Annotated in this window: 21 protein-coding genes and 1 pseudogene; 11 read left to right on the top strand and 11 right to left on the bottom strand. The window is 66.7% G+C overall.

Going from position 1 to position 21726, the window contains the following annotated elements:
* Window positions 1-12: 12 nt before the first annotated feature.
* Entirely contained in the window at window positions 13-1344 is a 1332-nt protein-coding gene (locus tag BJF89_RS00205; protein ID WP_075811183.1) for a D-alanyl-D-alanine carboxypeptidase family protein, read from the bottom strand.
* A 72-nt stretch (window positions 1345-1416) separates the two neighbouring features.
* On the opposite strand from BJF89_RS00205, the pseudogene BJF89_RS00200 reads away from it, so the two are divergent.
* A pseudogene (locus tag BJF89_RS00200) lies at window positions 1417-2744 on the top strand (adenosine deaminase).
* Between the two features lie 5 nt (window positions 2745-2749).
* Here the strand turns inward: BJF89_RS00200 and BJF89_RS00195 are convergent.
* The 3 genes from BJF89_RS00195 to BJF89_RS18355 all read right to left on the bottom strand — a co-directional run bounded on the left by BJF89_RS00195 (window position 2750) and on the right by BJF89_RS18355 (window position 4552).
* Entirely contained in the window at window positions 2750-3397 is a 648-nt protein-coding gene (locus tag BJF89_RS00195) for a LiaF domain-containing protein (protein ID WP_075811181.1), read from the bottom strand.
* 185 nt (window positions 3398-3582) lie between these two features.
* Window positions 3583-3765, bottom strand: a complete 183-nt coding sequence (locus tag BJF89_RS00190; RefSeq protein ID WP_075811179.1) for a hypothetical protein — start codon at window positions 3763-3765, stop codon at window positions 3583-3585.
* A 178-nt stretch (window positions 3766-3943) separates the two neighbouring features.
* Window positions 3944-4552: a hypothetical protein gene (locus BJF89_RS18355; RefSeq protein WP_139311813.1), complete on the bottom strand. Its 609-nt coding sequence runs from the start codon at window positions 4550-4552 to the stop codon at window positions 3944-3946.
* Window positions 4553-5145: 593 nt separating this feature from the next.
* On the opposite strand from BJF89_RS18355, the gene BJF89_RS00185 reads away from it, so the two are divergent.
* The 8 genes from BJF89_RS00185 to BJF89_RS00150 all read left to right on the top strand — a co-directional run bounded on the left by BJF89_RS00185 (window position 5146) and on the right by BJF89_RS00150 (window position 13053).
* Window positions 5146-6147: a substrate-binding domain-containing protein gene (locus tag BJF89_RS00185; RefSeq protein ID WP_083650407.1), complete on the top strand. Its 1002-nt coding sequence runs from the start codon at window positions 5146-5148 to the stop codon at window positions 6145-6147.
* Window positions 6144-7151: an ABC transporter permease gene (locus BJF89_RS00180; RefSeq protein ID WP_083650401.1), complete on the top strand. Its 1008-nt coding sequence runs from the start codon at window positions 6144-6146 to the stop codon at window positions 7149-7151. Before BJF89_RS00185 ends, BJF89_RS00180 begins: the two co-directional genes overlap by 4 nt.
* The gene (locus BJF89_RS00175; RefSeq protein WP_075811174.1) at window positions 7148-7924 is read left to right on the top strand and encodes an ATP-binding cassette domain-containing protein; all 777 of its coding nucleotides are present in this window, start codon (window positions 7148-7150) and stop codon (window positions 7922-7924) included. Before BJF89_RS00180 ends, BJF89_RS00175 begins: the two co-directional genes overlap by 4 nt.
* A 160-nt stretch (window positions 7925-8084) precedes the next feature.
* A complete protein-coding gene (locus tag BJF89_RS00170; RefSeq protein WP_255372418.1) occupies window positions 8085-8657 on the top strand; it encodes a hypothetical protein in 573 nt (190 codons plus the stop codon).
* A gap of 23 nt (window positions 8658-8680) precedes the next feature.
* Window positions 8681-9394 (top strand): hypothetical protein, encoded by a 714-nt coding sequence (locus BJF89_RS00165; protein ID WP_075811172.1) that lies wholly within the window; start codon window positions 8681-8683, stop codon window positions 9392-9394.
* Window positions 9391-10962: a serine/threonine-protein kinase gene (locus tag BJF89_RS00160; protein WP_075811170.1), complete on the top strand. Its 1572-nt coding sequence runs from the start codon at window positions 9391-9393 to the stop codon at window positions 10960-10962. Before BJF89_RS00165 ends, BJF89_RS00160 begins: the two co-directional genes overlap by 4 nt.
* Before the next feature lie 317 nt (window positions 10963-11279).
* On the top strand, window positions 11280-12311 hold the full coding sequence (locus BJF89_RS00155) for a hypothetical protein (RefSeq protein ID WP_075811168.1): 1032 nt from the start codon (window positions 11280-11282) through the stop codon (window positions 12309-12311).
* A 1-nt stretch (window position 12312) separates the two neighbouring features.
* Window positions 12313-13053, top strand: a complete 741-nt coding sequence (locus BJF89_RS00150; RefSeq protein ID WP_075811166.1) for a hypothetical protein — start codon at window positions 12313-12315, stop codon at window positions 13051-13053.
* Window positions 13054-13167: 114 nt separating this feature from the next.
* On the opposite strand, the gene BJF89_RS00145 is transcribed toward BJF89_RS00150, so the two are convergent.
* Window positions 13168-14586 carry an HNH endonuclease signature motif containing protein gene (locus BJF89_RS00145; protein ID WP_075811164.1) on the bottom strand — a complete coding sequence of 473 codons (1419 nt, stop codon included), beginning with the start codon at window positions 14584-14586 and terminating at the stop codon, window positions 13168-13170.
* A 235-nt stretch (window positions 14587-14821) separates the two neighbouring features.
* Here BJF89_RS00145 and BJF89_RS00140 point away from each other — a divergent pair, with 235 nt between their 5' ends.
* Entirely contained in the window at window positions 14822-15493 is a 672-nt protein-coding gene (locus BJF89_RS00140) for a hypothetical protein (RefSeq protein WP_075811162.1), read from the top strand.
* Window positions 15494-15520: 27 nt separating this feature from the next.
* Here BJF89_RS00140 and BJF89_RS00135 read toward each other — a convergent pair whose 3' ends face one another.
* The 4 genes from BJF89_RS00135 to BJF89_RS00120 form a co-directional block, all read right to left on the bottom strand.
* Entirely contained in the window at window positions 15521-16846 is a 1326-nt protein-coding gene (locus BJF89_RS00135) for a hypothetical protein (protein ID WP_075811160.1), read from the bottom strand.
* Window positions 16847-16857: 11 nt separating this feature from the next.
* Complete coding sequence (locus tag BJF89_RS00130; protein WP_075811158.1) at window positions 16858-17037, bottom strand: hypothetical protein; 180 nt, start codon at window positions 17035-17037, stop codon at window positions 16858-16860.
* Between the two features lie 12 nt (window positions 17038-17049).
* A complete protein-coding gene (locus BJF89_RS00125; RefSeq protein ID WP_083650399.1) occupies window positions 17050-17703 on the bottom strand; it encodes a C40 family peptidase in 654 nt (217 codons plus the stop codon).
* 322 nt (window positions 17704-18025) lie between these two features.
* A complete protein-coding gene (locus BJF89_RS00120; RefSeq protein ID WP_075811156.1) occupies window positions 18026-18367 on the bottom strand; it encodes a hypothetical protein in 342 nt (113 codons plus the stop codon).
* A gap of 140 nt (window positions 18368-18507) precedes the next feature.
* On the opposite strand from BJF89_RS00120, the gene upp reads away from it, so the two are divergent.
* Window positions 18508-19158 (top strand): uracil phosphoribosyltransferase, encoded by a 651-nt coding sequence (gene upp, locus BJF89_RS00115; protein ID WP_075811362.1) that lies wholly within the window; start codon window positions 18508-18510, stop codon window positions 19156-19158.
* Between the two features lie 4 nt (window positions 19159-19162).
* Here the strand turns inward: upp and BJF89_RS00110 are convergent, their stop codons facing one another.
* Window positions 19163-20740 carry a phospho-sugar mutase gene (locus BJF89_RS00110; RefSeq protein ID WP_075811154.1) on the bottom strand — a complete coding sequence of 526 codons (1578 nt, stop codon included), beginning with the start codon at window positions 20738-20740 and terminating at the stop codon, window positions 19163-19165.
* The gene (locus tag BJF89_RS00105) at window positions 20737-21630 is read right to left on the bottom strand and encodes a purine-nucleoside phosphorylase (RefSeq protein ID WP_369803611.1); all 894 of its coding nucleotides are present in this window, start codon (window positions 21628-21630) and stop codon (window positions 20737-20739) included. Before BJF89_RS00105 ends, BJF89_RS00110 begins: the two co-directional genes overlap by 4 nt.
* Window positions 21631-21726: the final 96 nt, after the last annotated feature.

Below are 21726 nucleotides of genomic sequence, written 5' to 3'. Positions count from 1 at the left end.
GGGGTTCCCGAACTACCGGCGACGGAAGCGTGCCGCTCCTGCCGCAAGCCCGACCAGCAGCAGGACGGCGACACCCGCGCCGATGACGGCACGCATGTCGATACCGTCTGCGTCAGAGGTGTCTCGGCCGGCGGCGTCGGGTGCCCGGGGCTGCTCTGCGCTTTCGCCACCGCCGTCCCCCTCGTTCTCCGGAGCATCGTCGTCCGGGGCGTCAAGTGTGCCGATGCCTGCGTCAGCGGGGGCGTCGAACGCCGCGTCGAGGACCGCACTGGCCTGTTCTGCGGGACGACCGGCGGCAATCGTGGAGTTCAACAGCACCATGCCCAGCGTCCGGCCATCCCGCTCCGCGGCGACCGAGAACGTGTGCCGCGCATTGTCGGTGAAGCCGGTCTTGCCGCCGATGGTGCCGGGATAGTTGAACAACATCTCGTTGTCACTGGAGAGCTCGAACCCGTCCATGTCACCGTAGCCGGGGAAGTCCATCGTCTCCTCCCCGAGTAGTTCCCGGACGTCCTCGCGCTGGAAGGCCGCCCGGTAGATCAACGCCATGTCATAGGCTGTCGTCTGTACGCCGGGGCTGTCAAGACCGTGCACGGTCATCACTCTGGTCGCCTGTGTGCCCAGGGAGTCGGCGAGGTCTTGCATCCGCTTCACCGTCTCGTCCTGGCCACCCATGGCTTCTGCGAGCGCGATGGCGGCGTCGTTTCCTGACCTCATGACGAGACCGAGCAGCAGTTCGCGCGCTGTGTACCGGCCCCCCGGGCCGACGCCGACCTGTGAACCGTCGATGGCCACAGCTTCGTCACTGACGGGCACGACCTGATCGAGGTCGAGCTCATCCAGTGCGGTCATCACCAGCAGCGCCTTGATGATGGAGGCGGGTCGGTAGAGCCCGTACGGGTCCTTCGCAGCAAGCACGTCCCCGGAGTCGACGTCGTAGACGAGGTAGCTGCCGAGACTGAGGCGGTCGGGAACCTCCATGCCGGGGGCGGAGACCAGGGCACAGGTGTCGAGTGCTTCGCCGCCGGGACCCGGATGATCCACGGGAATGGGCGCAGGAGCGTCTTCGCCGTCGGACGGCAGCGCGTCATCGTCGAAGGCCGGTGGCAGGTCGTCGGCGAAGGGGCAGTCGTCGGTGTCGAGGAAGCGGTCGGCCGGTAACGGTGCTCCCGGGTCCGCTGTCAGGGGGAGCCAGTCGTCTTTCTCGACGTTGTTGAGGCCGGTCTCTGCGACAGCTGGTGCGGTGAGGGGGCCGGTGAGGCCTATCGTCAACGTTGTCGCGAGGGCAGTGGCCAGTGCCGGGGCTCGGAGCGTCCGGCGCCGGGGGAGAGTGTGTGCAGTCATCAGTTGTCAGAGTCTATCGGTAGCGGGGTCCGCCACGGACAGGAACCGGGAGCAGCGGTATCGTGGGGCACCATGAGCGACAGCGAATTCAGCGAGACCGAAGCCATCTCCACCGTTGAACCGGACGTCGTCCGGCATCTTCCCAAGGTGGAGCTCCACGACCACCTGGACGGTGGTCTCCGACCGCAGACCATCATCGACATCGCCGCGGAGACCGGATACGACGGACTGCCGACCACCGATGCCACGGAGCTGGAGAAGTGGTTCTTCGACGCCGCGAACTCCGGTGACTTGCCCACCTACCTCACCACGTTCGACCACACCACTGCCGTGATGCAGACGCGGGACTCACTGGTGCGCGTGACCCGCGAGGCCGTCGAAGATCTCGCCGCCGACGGTGTGTGCTACGCCGAGCTGCGCTTCGCCCCCGAGCAGCACCAGGCCAAGGGCTGAGCCTGCAGGAGGTCGTTGATGCGACCGTGCAGGGAGTCAAGGAGGGGGAGCGCGTCGTCTCCGAACGCGGCGGACGGATTCACGTCCGGCTGCTGATGTGCGCCATGCGGCACGCCGACCGCGCCGCTGAGATCGCCCAGTTGACCGTCGATAACCACGGCGAGCACACTCCGGGCGAGGGGTACGTCGTCGGTTTCGACATCGCCGGCGCGGAGGACGGCTTCCCACCGTCGAACCACGTTGAGGCATTCCGGATCCTGGGCGAGAACCTTGTGCCGGTCACCGTCCACGCCGGTGAGGCAGCAGGGGTGGAGTCCATCGCAGACGGACTGCGCCAGGGTGCGGTGCGCATCGGACACGGCGTGCGCATCTACGAGGACCTGGACGCGACGATGAACGGCATCGAGCTCGGTGAGGTGGCCAAGTTCATCCGGGACCGTCGTATCCCGTTGGAGATCTGCCCGACGTCCAACACCCAGACCGGGGTCTGTGACACCGTCGCCGACCATCCGTTCAACCTTCTCTACGAGCTGGGGTTCACCTGCACGGTGAACACGGACAACCGCCTGGTGTCCGGATGCACGATGACCGGGGAGATGCTGGCCCTGGCGGAGAACTTCGACCTGGAGTACTGGCAGTTCCTGGAGCTGACCACGAATGCCCTTGACAACGCTTTCTGCGACCAGCCGTTGCGTGAGTCCCTGGAACGCGAGGTCATCTACCCGGCCTACGCCGAGCTTGGCGGAACGTTGAGCTCGGGTGAGGGAGACTCCGAGGGACTCGGCGAACTCCACGGCGACCACGGGCATGTGCACGGCGCCGGTGTCGAGGAAGTGCAGTTGTCGATGGAGAACCTGCGGGCCGAGCTTGCGGAGTTGGGCCTGAGTCTCGACGACGAGGACGATGCTGAGGATCCCGAAGGCTCCGAGGGGCAGGAAGAGAAGTAGCAGGTCTAGCCGGACAGCCAGTCCCACCAGCTCTTCCTCAGGGGGACGCCCGGTTCGGCGACGGTGATCTTCAGGTCACCGAACGTGGTGTGGCCGGTGAGGACGACGACGGGAGCGCCGGGGCTGAGACGGGGGCCCTGATCAGCCTTGACGTCGCCGAAGACAAGAGACATCCGGTTCTCTACACGGATTCCGGGCGGGACCGTGATCACTACGTCCCCGAATATCGAGGTCACGTTGAGAGTTGTCGTCGGGGCGGACAGCGATGCCTCGCGGAGGTCGAGATGGACGTCGCCGAACAGCAGGAAGAAGCTCTCTTGTGTGGCCAGCTGCATGTCGCCACCGCGCTTGAGATCACCGAACCACAACGTCTGCGAGGGGGAGCTGATCTGGGGGACAGTCTGGGCGCGTGAGAACTCCGGCACCGGAGTGGCTGCCTTGGCCGCGAGTTCCTCGACGTCCCGGCGACCGTCGTTGCCGGTGACGAGGGTTTCGAGCCGCTCAAACCGTGCGGCGTCGGTGGTGGACCATACCTCCTCGCTGAGTTCGGAGAACTCCGTGAGGTCGATCCGACCCTGCCCGACAGCGAGTGTCAGGGCGTCGCTGAGTCGGTGTCGGCGCTCGTCGGGGATGCGGTCAGGGAGGGAGTTCATGTGGTTCAGGATACGTGACCGCCAGTCTGGTGTTCAGCGACTGAAGAACCAGGGAGCTCGCGTACTGTGGCATACGACCTCCACGAGTTTGGCTTCAATGTCCTCTGCCGGGCCATATCAGGGAAGTATCCCCATAAAGTACGAGATGCACCCATCGAAAATGGGTACATCTCGGTTTCTCAGGTTTAGCGAAGCAGTGGACTGAGATCAAGGTATCCATTGTCATCGAATGCTGCACCGTTGGCTGGATAAATGAAGTCGAACACCGCATTATAAACGGGACGAATCCCGGTGAAGTTCATGAAGTCGAGTGCTCCGTTGTTGAAGTTCTCAAGTGCCATGACGTAGGTATTCCAGATGATATCCATGTAATTTTCCTTCTTGCCGTGTGATGTGGATCAATGTTGATTCTAGCGAGGTTGTTTACCGGCTAGTGAAGTGCGCGGGGAGTGGTCCTTGGAAATGGCGATGAGAGCTATCTCGGAAACTGAAATAGGGTGTACTGCAGAGCGTTCTCCAGTGCTATGGGAGTGGTTCACCGGTAGCCTATTCTGCATCTTCTAAGGGATCGAGGAGCTCCGGTGCCGGACGACTGGAGCCGGAATCTTTGAGGTCGATCCACGTTTTTCGGTCGAAGAGGTTCTGGAACTGGCGAGCCAGGGGTTCGAGATCTGTGCAAGAGTCATCTGAAGTGAGGGACAGTGAGCTTGTGTTGCCGCTGTAGAAGTATGCGCATGGTATGCCGGAATTTCCGCCGGGCGGGCTACTGATTTTCTTCCATGGTGTCGTCCCTATGGTAATTGTTCTGATGGACGAAACGCTGCTTGTCGAAGGTGTCTGGTTGAGGCGTATTTCGAAAGACTGACTGCTGTACTCGGATTCTCCTGAGCAACTTCCTGGGCTATCCATTTGCTCAACTTCAGTCACTTCTGCTGCATTGTAGAAATCGTCGTTAAGTACGCAGTCATGAATAACGCCGTCGATACTGAAAGCGTTCCGCACCTCGTCGTCTGTGAGGGCAAAGCCGTCACTGCTGCCTCCAGACATCCCAGCACCGCCCGTCTCGCGCAAAGCGAAGATAGAGCTACCGACGATGAAGATGATGAGCAGCAGTGCAGCCCCGGCTGTCCCGAGCAATATACGGGGGTCGCGCAAGTAGGCGTGTAATGGTCTCGCGGCGGCGTCGGAAGTATGCCCAGGGGTCAGCGAGTGCTCCTGATGGGTCCTGTTGGCTGCAGCGGAGCGGATGTCAGGAGCAGGTGACGGAGTGAAAGCAGATTCAGCCGCTGGGCGCCTGTGAGCATGTGACCCCGGTTCTTGGTGAGTCCAGCGGGCCCGTGCATGATCACTGGTAGGACGGGCGGTGGGGTCACTGGGTGCGGGACGTTCCCCCGGAGGCCATTGATGTCCGACCGCGGAACTCCGTTCTGTATGTGAGGACGGAGGAAGGGGATCTCGGTGGGCAGTGTCTCTCGAGCGCTTCCAGCGGTCGGATGGGGAATTGGGCATTTCACGGATCCTCGGTGAACGGCGGCGGGGGCGGTAACTCTGGCCCATTGTTGGCTACGGTGGTCTGTGGTCACGCGTTCAGTGGGGAGCAGTCCTCAGGATTGTCAGGTAGTGAACGGGCCCTCTGCTCTCTGCAGGTAGACCCACCTGAACCGATCAACTGGATCGGTAAAGTCGCAGGTCAGCCGGTTTGACTTAACCGCTTCAGACGCATTGACTTGCGGTTTGTGACTTTCAAGATGCGCTTCCGCACCGTCCTGACCGCCGCCGTGACGGCAGTCGGACTGACCACCGCCCTTGCGGCCGCCGGGTGCTCCGCCACCGGCGGTGCACCCCGCGCCTCCGACGGGGAAGGAGGCGGCGGCACCGTGGACACCCCGCGCTACGTGGTGTCCATGATCAGCCACGGTGCCCCCGGCGACACCTTCTGGGACCTGGTGCGCAAGGGTGCCGAAGATGCAGCCCGCAAGGACAACATCGAGCTGCGCTACAGCTCGGACCCTCAGGCGCCCAACCAGGCCAGCCTCGTCCAGTCCGCCATCGACTCCGACGTCGACGGCATCGCGGTCACCATGCCCAACGCCAACGCCATCGGGCCGGCGGCCCAGCGCGCCGTGGACGCGGACATCCCCGTCGTCGGTCTGAACGCCGGCATGGAGGACTACGAGGACTACGGGCTCACGGGTTTCTTTGGCCAGGAGGAGGGCGTCGCCGGGGAGAAAGCCGGAGAACGCCTGCAGGAAGAGGGCGCGAAGAAGGCCCTCTGCGTGATCCACGAACAGGGCAACTCCTCACAGGAGGCGCGGTGCGACGGTATCCGTAAGGGACTGACCGGCGGCTCCGTGGAGATCCTCTACGTCAACGGCCAGGACCTCACCTCGGTGAAATCCACCGTGCAGTCCAAACTCGCCCAGGACAGCTCCATCGACTGGGTCATGGGCCTGGTCACCCCGGTCTCGCTCGTCGTCGCCGACGCGGCCGAGTCGACAGGCGCGGACGTGAACATCGGGACCTTCGACACCAACGCCGAACTGGTCCCGGCCATCCAGAACGGACGGATCAGTTTCGCCGTCGACCAGCAGCCCTACCTGCAGGGGTACATGGCCGTCGATGCGCTCTGGCTCGCCAAGCGCAACGGGACCACCGTCGGTGGCGGGCGCCCCGTCTACACCGGCCCCAGCTTCGTCGACGGGAGCAACATCGACACCATCGCCGACGCTGCGAAGGAGGGTCTGCGATGACGGCGACAGGTTCGCGCGCCGCCGGCCTCCTGCGCCGTCCCGAGTTCGCCAGCCTCATCGGCGCGGTGGCGATTTTCATCCTCTTCCTCGTCGTCGCACCGAGTTTCCGCTCGATGGACGCCGTCGCCACCGTCCTCTACACGTCATCGACGCTGGGCATTGTGGCCCTGGCCGTCGGACTGCTGATGATCGGCGACGAGTTCGACCTCTCCACCGGCGTCGCGGTGACCACCACCGCCCTGGCGGCGACGATGATCGCCTACAACTTCCATCTGCAGACCTGGGTCGGTTCGCTGCTTGCGCTGGTCATCGCGCTGGCCATCGGGTTCTTCAACGGGTGGATGGTCACCCGCACCGGGATCCCCAGCTTCCTGATCACCCTGGCGACCTTCCTCATGCTGCAGGGGCTGAATCTGGCGGTCACCAAACTCGTCAACGACCAGGTCGCCACCCCGGTGATATCCGACATGCAGGGCTACGAATTCTGCCGTCGCCTCTTCGCTGGCTCACTGACCGTCTTCGGTGTGACCATCCAGGTCACGGTCTTCTGGTGGATCCTCTTTGTCGCGGTCGCCAGCTGGGTACTGTTCAAGACCCGCTTCGGCAACTGGATCTTCGCCGTCGGCGGGGACAAGGACGCCGCCCGTGCCGTCGGTGTGCCGGTGGACCGGGTGAAGATCATCCTGTTCATGACCGTCGCCGCATCCTGCTGGTTCGTCGGCCAGCACAACCTGTACCAGTTCGACTCCATCCAGGCCGGCCAGGGTGTGGGCAATGAGTTCCTCTACATCATCGCGGCCGTCGTCGGTGGCTGTGCGATGACCGGCGGCAAGGGGACAGCGGTCGGAACCGCCATCGGTGCGTTGATCTTCGGCATGACCAACCAGGGCATCGTCTACGCAGGCTGGAACCCCGACTGGTTCAAGTTCTTCCTCGGCGGCGTCCTGCTTCTCGCGGTTCTCGCCAACAACTCCTTCTCGAAGTACTCGGAGGCCCGACAGTGACTACTCACGAGACCACTCCCGTGATCGAGCTCCGCGGCGTCGGCAAGAGCTACGGCAGCTTCCGCGCGCTGGACGACATCAGCCTGTCCGTCCAGCAAGGTCACGTCACCTGCGTCCTCGGGGACAACGGTGCCGGAAAATCAACGCTGATCAAGACACTGGCGGGCTTGCATCCTCCGACGGACGGTGAGATCCTCGTCGACGGTGAACCTGTCACCTTCGCCAACCCCCGCGAGGCCCTGAACCACGGCATCGCCACGGTCTACCAGGATCTCGCCGTGGTCGGTCAGATGCCCGTCTGGCGGAACTTCTTCCTCGGCCAGGAGATGACCGGACGGTTCGGTGCCCTCCGGGAAGCGGAGATGCGTGAGATCACCGCCGACCGCCTGCAGCGTATGGGGGTGGACCTGAAGGACGTGTCGGTCCCCATCGCGTCCCTGTCCGGTGGGCAACGCCAGGTGGTCGCCATCGCCCGTGCCGTCTACTTCGGCGCCCGGGTGCTCATCCTCGACGAACCCACCGCAGCCCTCGGGGTGAAGCAGTCAGGCATGGTGCTGCGGTTCATCGCCGCAGCCCGTGACGAGGGCATCGGCGTCATCCTGATCACCCACAACCCGCATCACGCACACCTGGTGGGCGACCATTTCGTCCTGCTCAATCTCGGCCGCCGGGTGCTCGACGCAGCGCGGGAGGACGTGACGCTGGAGCAGCTGACCCTGGAGATGGCCGGGGGCGGGGAACTCGATTCTCTGGCGCACGAGCTCGAACGCTAGGAAGATGTCCGGTATGACGCTTCCCCGCCTGTCCCCCGGCCTCTTCCCCGGCCAGGTCCTCATCGACGACTAGATCGGCCACCGTGTCGCGCTCAATCCCGGTCAGTCGCTCACCCTCGGGCGTGCGGCGGACTTCCCCCTCGGCCTGGACGATGAATTCATGCACCGGCAGTTCCTGCAGGTCTGGGACTCCGATGGCACCTGGATGATCACCAACCGGGGTGGACGGCTGAGCGCCAACATCCAGCCGCGGGCGGAGAACTCGTTCAGCCAGAGTCGGTTGGGCCCCGGCGCCAGTCTGCCGTTGCCGTTGGGTGAGTCGGCGGTCGTGTTCGGCACGTCCGTGACGACCTATGAACTCGACTTCACGGTCGCCGCGACGCTGCGTCCGCCGACGGGGAGCGTCGGCGCCGAGCGTCTCGACGGCGCCCCGATGACCGTCGGGGAGCTGATCCTCAACGATGAGCAGATCGACCTGCTGCGCGCGTTGGCGGCACCCCTGCTCCGCCGTCCCGGGACCGACCTGTCCGAGGTGCCGACGGTCCGGGATCTCGAACAGACATTGGGCTGGTCACAGAAGAAAGTGAACACCAAGATCGACTATCTCTCGAAGGTTCTCGAGGGGAGCGGGGTCACCGGATTCTCGGCGCGCAACGGCAATGCCCCCACCCGACGACTTGCCCTTGCCAGGTATGCTCAGGAAAACTACTGGTCCCTGAGAAAACAGTCATAGGGGACGTAGACGGAGGACACGACATGGGGAACAACGACTGGGGATCGCCGGGGCCGACAGGCCCGGCCGGGAACACGTGGCGGCAGGACGAGCCGGTCCCCTCGAAGGCCGGCGGTCTCGCGACCGGGATCATCGTGGCAGCGGTCGCCGTCGTGGTTCTCGTCATCGGACTCGTCGCTGCCGGTGTCTGGATGTGGAGTAGTCAGGGAGACGGGGACGAGTCCGCCTCGCCGGCATTCACCGCCGTGCCCGACGACACGACGTCCTCCGCGCCGGTGTCCACGCAGTCCTCGACACCGCCGCAGTCGTCCCCACGGTCACCCTCACCGTCACCTTCGCCGTCCCCGTCTCCGTCTCCGTCTGAACGGTCCGGGACGTCCGGGGCTTCCGGAACCCCGTCCGACCTGACCAGTCAGGGATGGCGCGGGGTCAGCGCGGCGACGTGCAATGCGTCCGACCGGTGGGTGTTCGCCGGCACCAACGGTGAGGACCACGCGGTGGTCTGCCGCGTCGGGGAGCGGGGCGACCTGTACTACCGCGGGTACTACAACAGCCGCGCCGCCGAGTACGACATCGACATGCAGCGCGCCGGGTCGGGGCGCTGGGTCACCCGGTCCCTCGACAACAACGGGTCACGCGTGGAGATCAGCGGGTCCGGGGTCCGTGTCGTCGACGGTGACGGTGATTCCGTCTCGTCGCGCGACTTCACCTGGAGCTCTGAGGACGACGACAGGTGAGTGACAGCGGTAACTGGTCCGGTGACCCGGACGTCGCGCAGCTGGCGGCTGAGTTGGCGGCCCGGCGGAATCTCACCGACCTCACATTGATCGGTCAGGGCGGGATGGGGCACGTCTACCGTGCCTATGATCAGGGTCTGCGTCGGTGGGTGGCGGTGAAGGCCGTCCGTCCGGACGTGGTCGGCAGCGGAGGTGAGGGCTACCGGCGTTTCCTCGCGGAGATGCGGACCCTGGCCACCATCCGACACACCTCGGTCGTCAACATCCACTACGCGGACGCGTTGTCGTCCACCGGGACAGCAGCCTACTTCGTCATGGACTACGTCGACGGTGGCGACCTCGAGGACGCCCTCGCCGAGCGGAGGCGGACCGGGCGACGGTTCACTGTCGACGAGGTCGACCGTATCCTCAGGCCTGTCGCCGAAGCGCTGGACCACATCCACCACCGGAACCCGCCGGTGGTTCACCGGGATCTGAAGCCGGCGAACATCCTGTTGCCGCGTGACCCGCACAGCGCGGTGGGCACCACAGCCGTGCTGACCGATTTCGGCATCAGCATCGCCGGGGACGACACCCGGGTGACGTCCACGGGGCTGGTCATCGGCACCGAGAAGTACATGGCACCGGAGATCTTCACCGTCGCGAGCACCTACGGTGCCCACCTGGTCGACTACAGTCCCGGCACCGACCGCTACGCGCTCGCCCTGATCGCCCTGGAGATGCTGACGCTCACCGCGTTCCGCGACACGATGTCCACGGCGGCGTGGCGGGGAGAACGCACGCTGCCGAGGCTCACCGCCGACGTCCTGGCGGAGCCGGACGGCCCCGTTGCGCCGCAGGTCGCGGGCGTCCTGCGGCGGGCGTTGGACAATGACCCGTCCCGGCGTTTCCCGACTGCAGTCGCATTTCTCGACGCGGTACGGGATGCCGGACGGGGACAGGTGGGGCAGACCCGCGAGGTTCCGGTGGCCTGGTCCGGAGCGGCGGCGTCTCCGTCACATCCGCCCTATGCGTCGCCGGCGGCGTCCGGTGCGAGACGGTGGAAGGCACCCGTCGCGCTGCTCGCTGTCGTTGCGGTGGTCGGAGCACTGGGCGTCCTGGGGTACGCGGGGTACCGGCAGTTCATGACTCCCGGGTGGGAGGCATCCGACGCCCGGATCGTCAATGCTTTTCCCGACCTGCTGCCCCAGCGGCAGGGACAGGAGGGGTGGCGCGACATGACCTGCGACGGGGGCGACCCCAGGGGTGAGGAAGAAGCGCGGGTGACCTGCCACGGTGACGGGCTGACCATGGCCGTGGTTGACTTCGGCAGTGAGGAGACACGGTCAGCGTACGTCCCCGCCAGTGGCACCGAGCAGCTCGAGGCGGACGGGTGCAGGATCCGGGTTGCTGCGCCGACCGAGTCGGGCGGTGCGATGAGCGTCTTTCCCGAGACCGGTGACCGCACGCGCTACGCGATGCTGCTGACCGGCGCGCCGGTCGACTCCGCGTCTCCACCACCGACGTCGTGGGGAGTATTCCCGTCTGCTGACCCGTATCCGGAGGTCGTGGTGGCCGAAATTCATTGATGAAGAAACCCGCGGGAGACGGGTACCGTCGGAGGGGCGTGAGACCCTCAGCAACGGTGACTGCATCGTGCAGACGGCGGACGTTCCCGGTAACGGGAACCCCACCTACGCGATGATCCCGGTGGATGGCGGAGCAGATGTGCTGCTGCTGTCGCGTCAGGACGCTGCGGATGTCACCACTTCCGTACCGGTGTGCGGAGTTGCAGGTGTTCTCCCGCGCCCGCCTGATGTATTAAGGTGCCCCTGAACGCTCCTCAATGCTTCAGCGAGGTTCCAGAGAGACGGCTCCCGAGAAACAAGGACGAACAAGGACTCCCATGGCGAACTACGATCTGTACACCGAACTCCAGCTCGACAAGGACATGCCGCCGTACGAGATAGCCGAGGTCCTCGGGGCCCGGGCCTCCGACCTGCGGAACCAGGGGTACGGCAGTGACTCCCCGGAGCTCGACCAGGTGGACACCGCCCGCGCGATCCTGGGTGACCCCTACAAGCGCGACATCTACGAGGCTGCGCTGTACGGCCCTGAAGATGACGTGGTGAACATCCGGTGGTTGCACGACCTCGCGGACTCCCAGTCACCCAGCTTCCCGGCCGCGACGTCCGCCGCGCCGACCGGGTACCCGTCCTACGACGCGTATGAGCCTCAGCCGGCCAGCGCCGACCAGGGGGACGACCAGGGGGCGGGCGGCCTGAGTGGAATCGGCGGACCGTCCGCTGAAGCCACCCGTGAGCACAGTGTCGACGATGCGGCCGGGTCCTCGTCCGACCTGGAGGCCACCCGGGTGACGGCCGCCGTACCGGAGCCCGAGTCTGATTACGGGACCTCCGGGGTGCAGGGGGCGTACGGGACGTACGGGCGGGGATCGGCGGATGCGAGTGGATCCGATGAACCCGCCACGGATACTGGGGCAGGTACTGACCTCTCCGCCGGTGACGGCCCCACTTACCAGGCCCCGACGCAGAACGCGTGGCAGCAGCCTGCCCCGTCTGCACAGTCCGGCGGGTTCGGCGGTGGCCAGCACGCGGCACAGCCCGGCCAGTTCTCGCAGCCGCAGCAGCCCCCGCAGCGTCCCGGTTCCCAGCTGGACACGAGCAACTGGGGGGTCGGTGACCGTAGGCGGAGCGAGTCGAAGATCTACCTGGCCATCCTCGCGATCATCGCCGTGGGCATGATCTACCCGCTCATCGTCCTGCTGACCGCCGGGCCGGATGACCTGGGCGCCGGCCTGTCGGTGATGAAGGCGACGCTGTTCACCCTCGCCCACGTCGCGGCCTGGGTCAGCATCAACGAGATCATCTGGGGCGTCCGCAAGATCGTGGCGCCGAATCGACCGACGGAGAAATAGCTTGACAGAGACGCACAGTCAGGAACCTGGAACCCCCCGCAACCCGGAGGGGCCCGCCGCACCTGCCGCACCCGGTGGGGTCGGCGGCATGACGAAACTGCAGTACGCCCACGCCCTGGTGACTCATCCGTTGATTGCCGCGGTAGCTACCGGGCTGCTCGCCCTCGTGGCGGTCGTCGGCCTGTCGCTTCCGTGGGCCAGGACTGTGGTCAGTGCAGGGCAGGCGGGGTCCGAGGACGCCGACATGATTCTCACGATGTCGGGCTTCGGCATGGTGAAGAGCACGTTTGAGGCCGTCGGCCTGCAGGAGTCGTGGATTGAGGCGACGTTCCTCTCCATTGCCGTCGTCCTGCTGTTCCTGGTCCTGGCGAGTGCGGTGCTTGTGGCTTTCACCCCACTGCGACGGATCGCCGCTGTGATCGTGGCCGGTAGCGGTGCGGGGCTCACGGCATACTCGATCTACGGTCTGGTGACCGGGTTGGGGCTCGACGACAAACTCTTCACGGACGACACCTCGGGGCTGAGCGAGCAGGAATCGGCGATCATCAAGTCCCTTCTCGACTCGCTCACCGCCTCGACCGGCCCGGGCGAGTACGTGGTGCTGGTCGCCGGGGTTCTTCTCCTCGCGCTCGGTGGTTATGTTGCTGTCCGTTCCGGGTTTCCGTGGCTACCGTCTTCTGGCGACGGTGCCGGGAGTGTCGCTGGTGGCAGCGTAAACGCTGCCGGTGACGTGCACCCGTGACAGACGACCGCTGACGGAGACGACCGGGCAGCAACCCTCGCGTGTTGAACGACGACGCCTCCTATTCCCGTCCGTTTCGAGTCCGTGCTGATCCCTCTGACTGTCTGACAGAGATCATGGCGGGTCCTCTGCTTCCCGGAATCGCCGACGTCGGGCGTCGCCGGGATGACGCCGGGTCGTGGGGTGGTCGTTGTGGACGGGGCGACGCTCCGGATCGACGCTGACCGGTGGAATCCAGTGGACGCGCCGCCCGCTACCCGGAGGAGCAGGAATGGTCCACCACCGGTCCGGATGCTGGCGCGTGTCGTCCACACGAGCGTGCATGCCCGGGGACACGAGCGTGAGGTTCTCGAGGTCGGTGCAGCCACCGGCACTCCACCCGTCGATGTGGTGTACATGGCAGTGTGCAGGTGCGGAGTCGGTTCCCGGTGCCGAGCTGATCCCTTCTTCTCCGACGAGGGCGAGGTACTGGCTGAGGTCGCCGAGACGCCGGGTCCGTCCGAAGCTCAGGGTCCGCCCCTCGACATCAAGGATCTGCAGGTAAGTCTCCAGTCCGTGCGGCCCGGCGAGGAGCGTTGTGGCGGGAACATGTGTGCCGACGTCGGTCAGCACGGTGCCCGTCGGATTGACGAACTGATCGACCGACATGACGGCGACGATGGTGGTCGCGCCGCGCCCCGGGGTGAGTGCGCGACCGCGTCCGTATCCGGCGTGGACGGCCGCGGCGAGGGCGTCGTGTCGACGTTGGTCGGGTGTACGGTCGTCAGCGTCGCGGTCAGCCTCGTCGACCAGGTCACCGGTCTTGGCGTAGTCAGCCATCAGGCGCTGCAGCGCCGCGGCCAGTTCCGGCGTGAGGGTGCCCTGCACCGGGGTCATGCCGTCGCAACGTTGTCTCCCGAGGGTGAATGAACGCAGCCGGGAATGGTCCTTCTCCGTGTACGGCTCCTCGGCCCCGACGAGGTCGAGCAGGAAAGCGCGCAGGGAGTCGAGTACGTCGGGCCCCTGCTTCCTGGCCAGATTGGCAATCGGTCCATCTGCGATGCGGGTGATTTCGGCCTGGACGTTCTGGGGCAGGGCGCGGATCTGCTTGTCGGCTTTCTCGACACCGGCGGCATCGAGGTGTCCTTCGGCGACGAGAGCCGCCAACTCGGGCATGTGGTCCTCGTGTGGAGTGGTGGGATCGGGACCCCACGGGTCCGGCCGCTCGGCGACGCGCGACCATGACGCGAGCCGACAGCGGGCGTCACGCATCGTCGTCGTGAAGATCCTGCTCACGGCACGGGCCTTCCGCTGGATGCCAACCGGCAGCTCCGATTCATGACCCGACAGGAATGCGGCGTCAGCGACGGTCAGCTTCTTGCGGGATCGTTCCATGCGCGCCACAGCCTGCAGCCTGTCGGTGCCGGAGAGTCGGGACCAGGTGTCCGGACCATGTGCGATGATGTCCTCCACCGCAGCATCCAGCGCAGACAGTGCTTCCAACAGGGCAGTCGTGGAGCCGACCGGCGGTACCGGAGGTTGCTGCTGTGGCATACGGTGTCCCCCCTGTGAGACTCGAACATGAGTTTCTGTTGTCCCTACCAACATGCTTCATCTTCTACTGACTGCACAGTATCATTCGAATGTTTGTTCGTCAAGCAATGTTCGTTGTGTTCATGATCGACCACCCGATGAGCTACTCCCCGCCGGAGGGGCACTAACGTGCACCGTGACGAGACGAGGACAAGAAAAGTGAATTGTGCCGGACGGCACCGGAGAGTGACACAGCATGGACAGAGACACCTGGGGCCGTGGGGACGGACAACAGTCCCCGCCCGACTACCAGCCGCAGAACCCGTACCACCGACCGCAACAGGCCGTCCCGTCAGCAGGAGCCCCCGAGCCACGGAGTGGTCTGGTCGTTACCGTCGTCATCGCGGCCCTTGCCGTGCTCATCGCCGTAGGGACGGTAGGCCTCTGGCTCATCGGCAGGGACTCGAGCCCCGCTGACTCGGCGGTACCCGGCGCTTCACCGTCAGAGTCGCTCGACGACTACCTCGTCGACGGACAGGATGGTCCCGCTGCCGAAGACTTCATTCCGGAGGACGGCCTACCGCCGGGGCTCGGCTACACCGGGTACCTCGATAACGAGAACGCGGTGTGTGACGGCTTCGACACCTGGGTCTACGCCGGCGAGGGCGGGGGAGCGGCGGTGGTCGTGTGCGTCTCGGACGCCGACGACACGCTGTACATGCGGGGTGACTTCACCACCGGCGTCGCACGGGGGGACGTCGCGACGGATGAGGAGGTGGACATCGTCGACGGCATCTACACCGTCGGAGTCGACGGTGGCGTAGTCGAATTCTTCGGAACCGAACTGTGGTTCACCACCGGTGACGGAGCAGAACCTCTGGCCCGGTTCGACGACTTCTGGTACGACGACACCGTCTGGGGCCCCTGAAGTCCCTGGGGCCCTGAGGCTGCAGCCTCAGAACTTGCTGAAACGGTTCGTCAGGTTCTCTTCGAGTTGCGTCCAGCCGTTCGCCTCTTCGTCGAAGGGGGCGGTCGGCGTCGCCGCAGAGGGCGAACCGAGCATGTAGGCGATGTAGTCCTGGAGGCGGGGGTACGCCAGTAGAACCTTGTTCACTCCGTCGTCCTGCGCCCAGTCCGCGGCATCGGCGAGCAGCTCGTAGGCGCGTCCCAGCTGGTCGGTGTCCACAGCGTCGATGCCCTCGGTGATATCGCTGCGCAGACCGGTGAAGCCGTAGACGTTTGACGGATGCACCTCGACCTCCAGCTCCCCGGCGTTGGCCAGAGTCACCAGATCCCCCCAGGTCTCCATCTCGGCGAGATCATGGTCCTTCGCGTCGATCATCCACCGCACCAGGGAGCGGGATGACGTGAAAGTGTTGATCTCACCCCGGTGCCCCAGGAAGACCGGCGACCGGTTCCCCACGTAGCACCGCAGGGTGTAGACGGTGGTGCCGTCCACCGTGACACGGATCGGATCGATCCCGGCGTTTCCCCACGGGGTCGTGTCGTACGGGTCGGCGGCTGAATCTGCGTCGTCACCCTCGGCACCGTCTGCGTCCCCGGCGGTGGCTGGGGTGTCTGCGGAGGTTGCGGAGGCCGCGGTGACATCCGCCGTTCCGGCCGCCCCGGCAGCCGTGGAAGGTGAGTCGGTGGCGTCCCCGGGGGCTGATGCGGCGTCGTCGATCCGTTTCTGTGCTGCAGCGACGAGACTGGCGGCATTGTCACCGAGATCCGGCGTGACCAGAGCCTCGTCGACGGCGTCGAGGATCTCCACCCAGTTGTCCCGCACCGTGAATCCCACGCTCGACCATTCGGCGAGGCCGTTCTCCCCGGCGTAATGGTCCTGTCCACGGCTGACGTTGGCCAGGACGGAGTAGGACCGGAACCAGCGGTTGATCCGGTCGATGCCGCAGACCGTCCCGAGTGAGCGCAGCACCTGGAAAGCGTTGGAGACCGTCCGGGTGTTCTCGAACGACGGCCGTCCGGCGAGGTTGTTGGGCAGCTCGATGAAGCTGATGCTGCCGCCCCTGCGGGGTGTCACCTTGGTCTCGGCACCGTCCATGAACGCCGGCCAGTCCGGGTGCCCGGCCAGGTCGTGGGCCGAGGAGGCGGTGATCCCGGCGAGCAGCGCCGCCGGTGACTCGAACGCGAAGACCCCGGAGTCGTCACCGAGGAAAGCCTGCCACTGCTCGCCGCGGGACACCCAGCCCGGGGCCCAGAGGGTGTAGTACGTGCCGGAGGTTGTCTCGAGCTCGAGGGTCACGATTCCGTTGTCTGCCATGACGACAGATGTTAGCTGGAAGGACGACCGCGGTCGATGACCGGACCACCGTGTGCGCCCGCAGCGGAGAAGAGGTCGGCCTTGAGTACCGCCGGCACTGTCGGTGGGGGCTCCCCGAGGAACTGCTGGATGTTGTATTCCGGTACCGGGGGTGTGGTGGTGATGCGGGCAAGGCCGCGGTTGGTGGGCATGGGTGTCTCCTCTCAGGCGGTGGGTCGGTAGAAACCGAGGAACCCCATGCCGATGTTCTCTGTTCTCACCGGGTTGACCTGGACCGGGTCACCGGCCTCGATCATCTGGCCGTCGCCGGTGACCATCGCGACGTGACCGTCCCACACCACCAGGTCTCCAGGGGCCAGTTGGTCTTCACTGACCTGGGCTCCGACGGCCTGCTGGTCGGCGGTACGGGGGAGGTCGACCCCGGCCTGGCCGTACGCCCACTGTGTCAGTCCGCTGCAGTCGACGCCTGTCGACGGGGATGTACCGCCCCACACGTAGGGCGTCCCCAGTGCGGACGTCGCCGCCTCCACCGCGGCTGCCGCCTGCGGGGTCGGTGCGCCCGGGACAGCGGCGTCCCCGACCGGTTCCCCCGTCCCGGAGGTCGGGGGTGCTGTCTCTGACGACCCGGCCGCCGACGGTCCCGAGGGTTCCCACGGTCCCGCCAGTTCCGCAGGTGCCTCCGGCAGCCTCGCCTCCGCTGCGGTGACGCGGTTGACGAGTGCCTCGAGCTCCGTCCCCAGTGCAGTGAGACGGGCCTGCGCCTGCGCCAGGTGTGTGCAGGCGATCTGCAGTGCAGCAGCCGGCGTGGTCGGTGAGAGCGGGGCGACGACGACCGAGCGAGGATCTGCCGCAGACACTGCTCGGCGATCTCCAGGATGTCGACGGCGGCACGGTTCACCGCGGCTGCCCCGTCCTGAGCCACGGTGTCCACCTCCGCGGAGACCTCGAGGAGTTCGGTCGCGCCGACACCGGCCGCGGTCAGACGCTGGACGGCTGCGGTGCCCGCTGCGCCACGCAGGACGGCGTCCACGGCGGACGGGATGTGCCGGGTCAGTTCGGCGACGAGATCGGCTGGAGGCCCTGCCCCGGCATCCGTGAGAGGCGAGAGCGGATGCAGCCCGGGTACAGCGGCATCGGGGACGAGCCGACGAATGGGCTCGACCAGGGCGAGGAGGTCGGTCATGCGAGCCGTCCGGTGTGCAACGTCCTGAAGGACGTGGTGGCCGCGTCCTCTGCGTCGTTCAGTCCGTCGGCGACGGAGCTGAGCGAGGTGGCGCCTGCACGGTAGAAGCTGGCGAAGTCCGCGAGGAGACCGACCTGTCGTTCGCGTGCCTGGTGCAGCGTCGCTGCCAGACGCGCCGCCTGCGGGACACCGGCGGTCAGGACCATCGGCTGACCGGGCACCGTCGAGGAGAGCCGGTCGGCGAAATCGCCGATGCGGGTCACCACCGTTCTGAGGACGTCGGTGTCGGCGGCCAGCACCGCCAGGGAGCCGTTCGGGGACGTATCTACGATTGCCATGGTGAGAGAGACTCGCCCGGGTGCCCGGAGGTTCCCCACGATCGTGGGTTATTTTGGACGGTATGGCAGAGACACAGCGGACACAGCGGTCGCAGCGAACCGGGAAGAGCAGCGTGACAGAGTCAGGCACGGACAACGGCATGGAGGTTGTCGAGGTCAACCATCCGCTCGCCGCGTCGCGGCTGACGATCATGCGGGACGCCCGCACCGACAACGTCGCTTTCCGGGGAGCACTGGCTGACCTCGGGGCGATGCTGGTCTACGAGGCGGCACGGGACCTGGAGACCGAGGAGTTCGCTGTGGAGACCCCGGTTGCGACGGCGACGGGACGGCGGCTGGCGGACCCACCGATCATCGTCCCTATCATCCGTGCGGGCCTGGGGATGATCGACCCTGCCCTGTCGATGATCCCTGACGCCCAGGTGGGCTTTCTGGGGATGGCCCGGGACGAGGAAACCCACGAGCCGGTGCCCTACCTCGAGGCGCTGCCGGACGATCTGTCGGGGCGTACCGTCTTCCTCGTTGACCCGATGCTGGCCACCGGTGGCTCGCTGCTGCACGGTCTGCGACTCGTGGCCGAGCGCGGTGCGACGGAGATCGTCGTGGTCTGCATGGTGTCCGCGGTACCGGGCGTCGAGGCGGTACGTGACTCCGGGTACCCGGTGAAGCGGTTGGTCACCGCCACGATTGACCCGGAACTCGACGGGAACGCCTACATCGTCCCGGGCCTGGGCGACGCCGGGGACCGCCTCTACGGGCCACGCAACATCGACCTCACCGACCCCCGCTAGCAGTTCACCCCCGGACAGCGGCGACAGTGGCGGTGAGGCGCTCCAGCGACGCCTCGACCTCACCGACGTCGGTGCCGGGGGCTCCGGCGACCTGGAGGTAGAACTTCGCCTTCGGTTCCGTCCCCGAGGCGCGGGCGATCACGCGGCAGGCCAGCTCGGGGACGGACGAGTCCTCACCAGTTGCCCAGGTCAGCCGCACACCGGAGGTCGGATCCTTCCCGTCGAGCGGGCCGGTGGTCACCGGCTGCCCGGAGGTGAGCGCCGCCGGGGGCGACTGGGCCCAGTCGGCCACCAGCTGTGCGGCTGCGGCGGCGGAGTCGCAGCGCACCGGGATCTGGGTGGTGCGCACCGGGCCGAACTCCTTGTCCAGGTGGTCGAGTTCGTCCTGCAGGGAGGAGCCGGCCGCCTTGAGTTCCGCCGCCCAGGTGGCTGCGAGCAGGGCGGTCGCGAAGCCGTCCTTGTCCGCCACGATCTGGGGGAAGGGGCAGGTGCCGATCGCCTCCTCGTAGGCGTAGGTCAGCTCGCCCGGGGCATCGTCGGCCGCGCGGGCGAGGTTCTTGAAGCCGGTCATCGTCTCCCGGAAGTCCCACCCGCGGGCCGCGGCGATCCGCCCCAGCAGGCTGGAGGACACCACCGTCGTGGCGACGACGGACGCCGGCCCGTCGCCGTGGGAGCGGAGGTCGACGGCCCGCTGGGCGAGCAATGGGCCGGTCTCGTCGCCGCGCAGCATCCGGAACCCGGAGTCCGCGTCGGCGTCGGGGATGCCGATCATGCACCGGTCGGCGTCCGGGTCCAGGGCGATCAGCAGGTCAGGGCGGTCACCGGGTGCGGCTGCACCGGCCTGTGACAACAGGAGGTCACAGGTTCCGGGCTCCTCGGGGTTCGGGAAACCCACGGTGGGGAACTCCGGGTCCGGCCAGCGTTGGGGGACGACGGTCTCGGGGCGGTGGAAGCCGGCCCGCCGGAACGCCTCCTCCAGGGTGCTGCCGCCCACGCCGTGCAGCGCAGTGTAGAGCACGGTGAGGTCACGACGTGCCGCCAGCACCTGACCGTCCCCGGAGGACAACGGTGCGGCCACGGCGGAGACATACCCGTCGACCGCACCGAGATCGAGGGACACGGTGGTGGAGCGCGGGATGTCCGGTGCCTCCGGCTGCCCGTCGACCAGTTCCTCGATCTCACGGTCCGCCGGACTGACCAGCTGGGACCCTCCGGCGAGGAAGAGTTTGTAGCCGTTGTCTTCCTTGGGGTTGTGGCTTGCGGTGATCTGCACACCGGCGTCCAGACCGCGGTGCTTCACGACCCAGGCGATGACCGGGGTCGGCGCGGGATGGGCGATCAGGGTGACGTCGAACCCGGCACCCGCGAACGTTTCGGCCGCGGCACGCGCCATGGCGTGGGAACCGTACCGCGAGTCGTACCCGACGGCGACGCTCACCGGCGCGTCACCGGTGTGGCGGGCCCGCAACCACGCGGCGACGCCGCCGGTCGCGCGGGTCACCGTCGACACGTTCATCCGGTCCGGGCCCGGCCCCACGGGCGCGCGCAGACCGGCGGTCCCGAACCTCAGCTGTGCGGTCACCGGCCGACCTCCGTCCGTCCGTCGGCGTCGCCGAGTTTCTCCATCAACGTCCTCAGCAACGAACCCACCTCGGTGGCGGAGGCTGCCCCGGCCGCCAGCACCTCCTCGTGGTTCAACGCCTCGCCGGTGATCCCGGCCGCCAGGTTCGTCACCAGGGAGAGCCCCAGGACCTCGACACCCGCGGCACGCGCGGCGATGGTCTCGTACACCGTGGACATGCCCACCAGGCCGGCACCGAGGGTACGCAGCATCCCGATCTCCGCCGGCGTCTCGTACTGCGGTCCCGGCATCATCGCGTACACCGCTTCCCGCATACCCGGACGCAGCTCCTGCATCAGCGAACGCAGACCCGGGGAGTAGGCGTCCACCAGGTTGACGAAGTCTGCGCCGACCAGGGGTGTGCGTCCGGTCATGTTGAGGTGGTCGCTGATCAGCACCGGCTCGCCGACCGTCATGCCGTCAGCGAGACCGCCTGCGGCATTGGTCAGGACGAGTCGCCGTACGCCGGCGGCCGCCGCGGTCCGTACCGCGTGCGCCGTCCGCCACACCGGGTGCCCTTCGTAGCTGTGGGTCCGGCCCAGCAGGACAAGGACCCGGAGTCCGTTGAGCTCGAGGCTGCGGATGGTGCCGCCGTGGCCCTCCGCGGTCGGGGGCAGGAACCCGGGCAGGTCCGACATGGGGAACTCCGTCATGCCGGAGACCCCCTCGCCGGCACCACCGCACAGCACGTCCGCCGCAGGGCGCCACCCGGAACCGAGGACGACGGCGACGTCATGGGCGTCGCGGCCGGTCCGTCGGGCGAGTTCGGCGGCAGCGTCGGCGGCGACAGCAGCGGTGTCGGAGGGGGACATGTCTGGAGGGGCCACTGAATCAACCACTGAATCAACCATGGGACCAGCATAGGACGGGACGCCCTGCCGGGGTCCTGGTACGCCCCGCGATAGGCGTACGGGGGTGGCGTGACTAAGATGGCCGAGAATGGCTTT

The sequence above is a fragment of the Corynebacterium sp. CNJ-954 genome (assembly GCF_001942345.1).
Lineage (GTDB): Bacteria > Actinomycetota > Actinomycetes > Mycobacteriales > Mycobacteriaceae > Corynebacterium.
The sequence above is the reverse complement of the archived record's forward strand: the minus strand, read 5'-3'. Positions and strand labels throughout refer to the sequence as shown.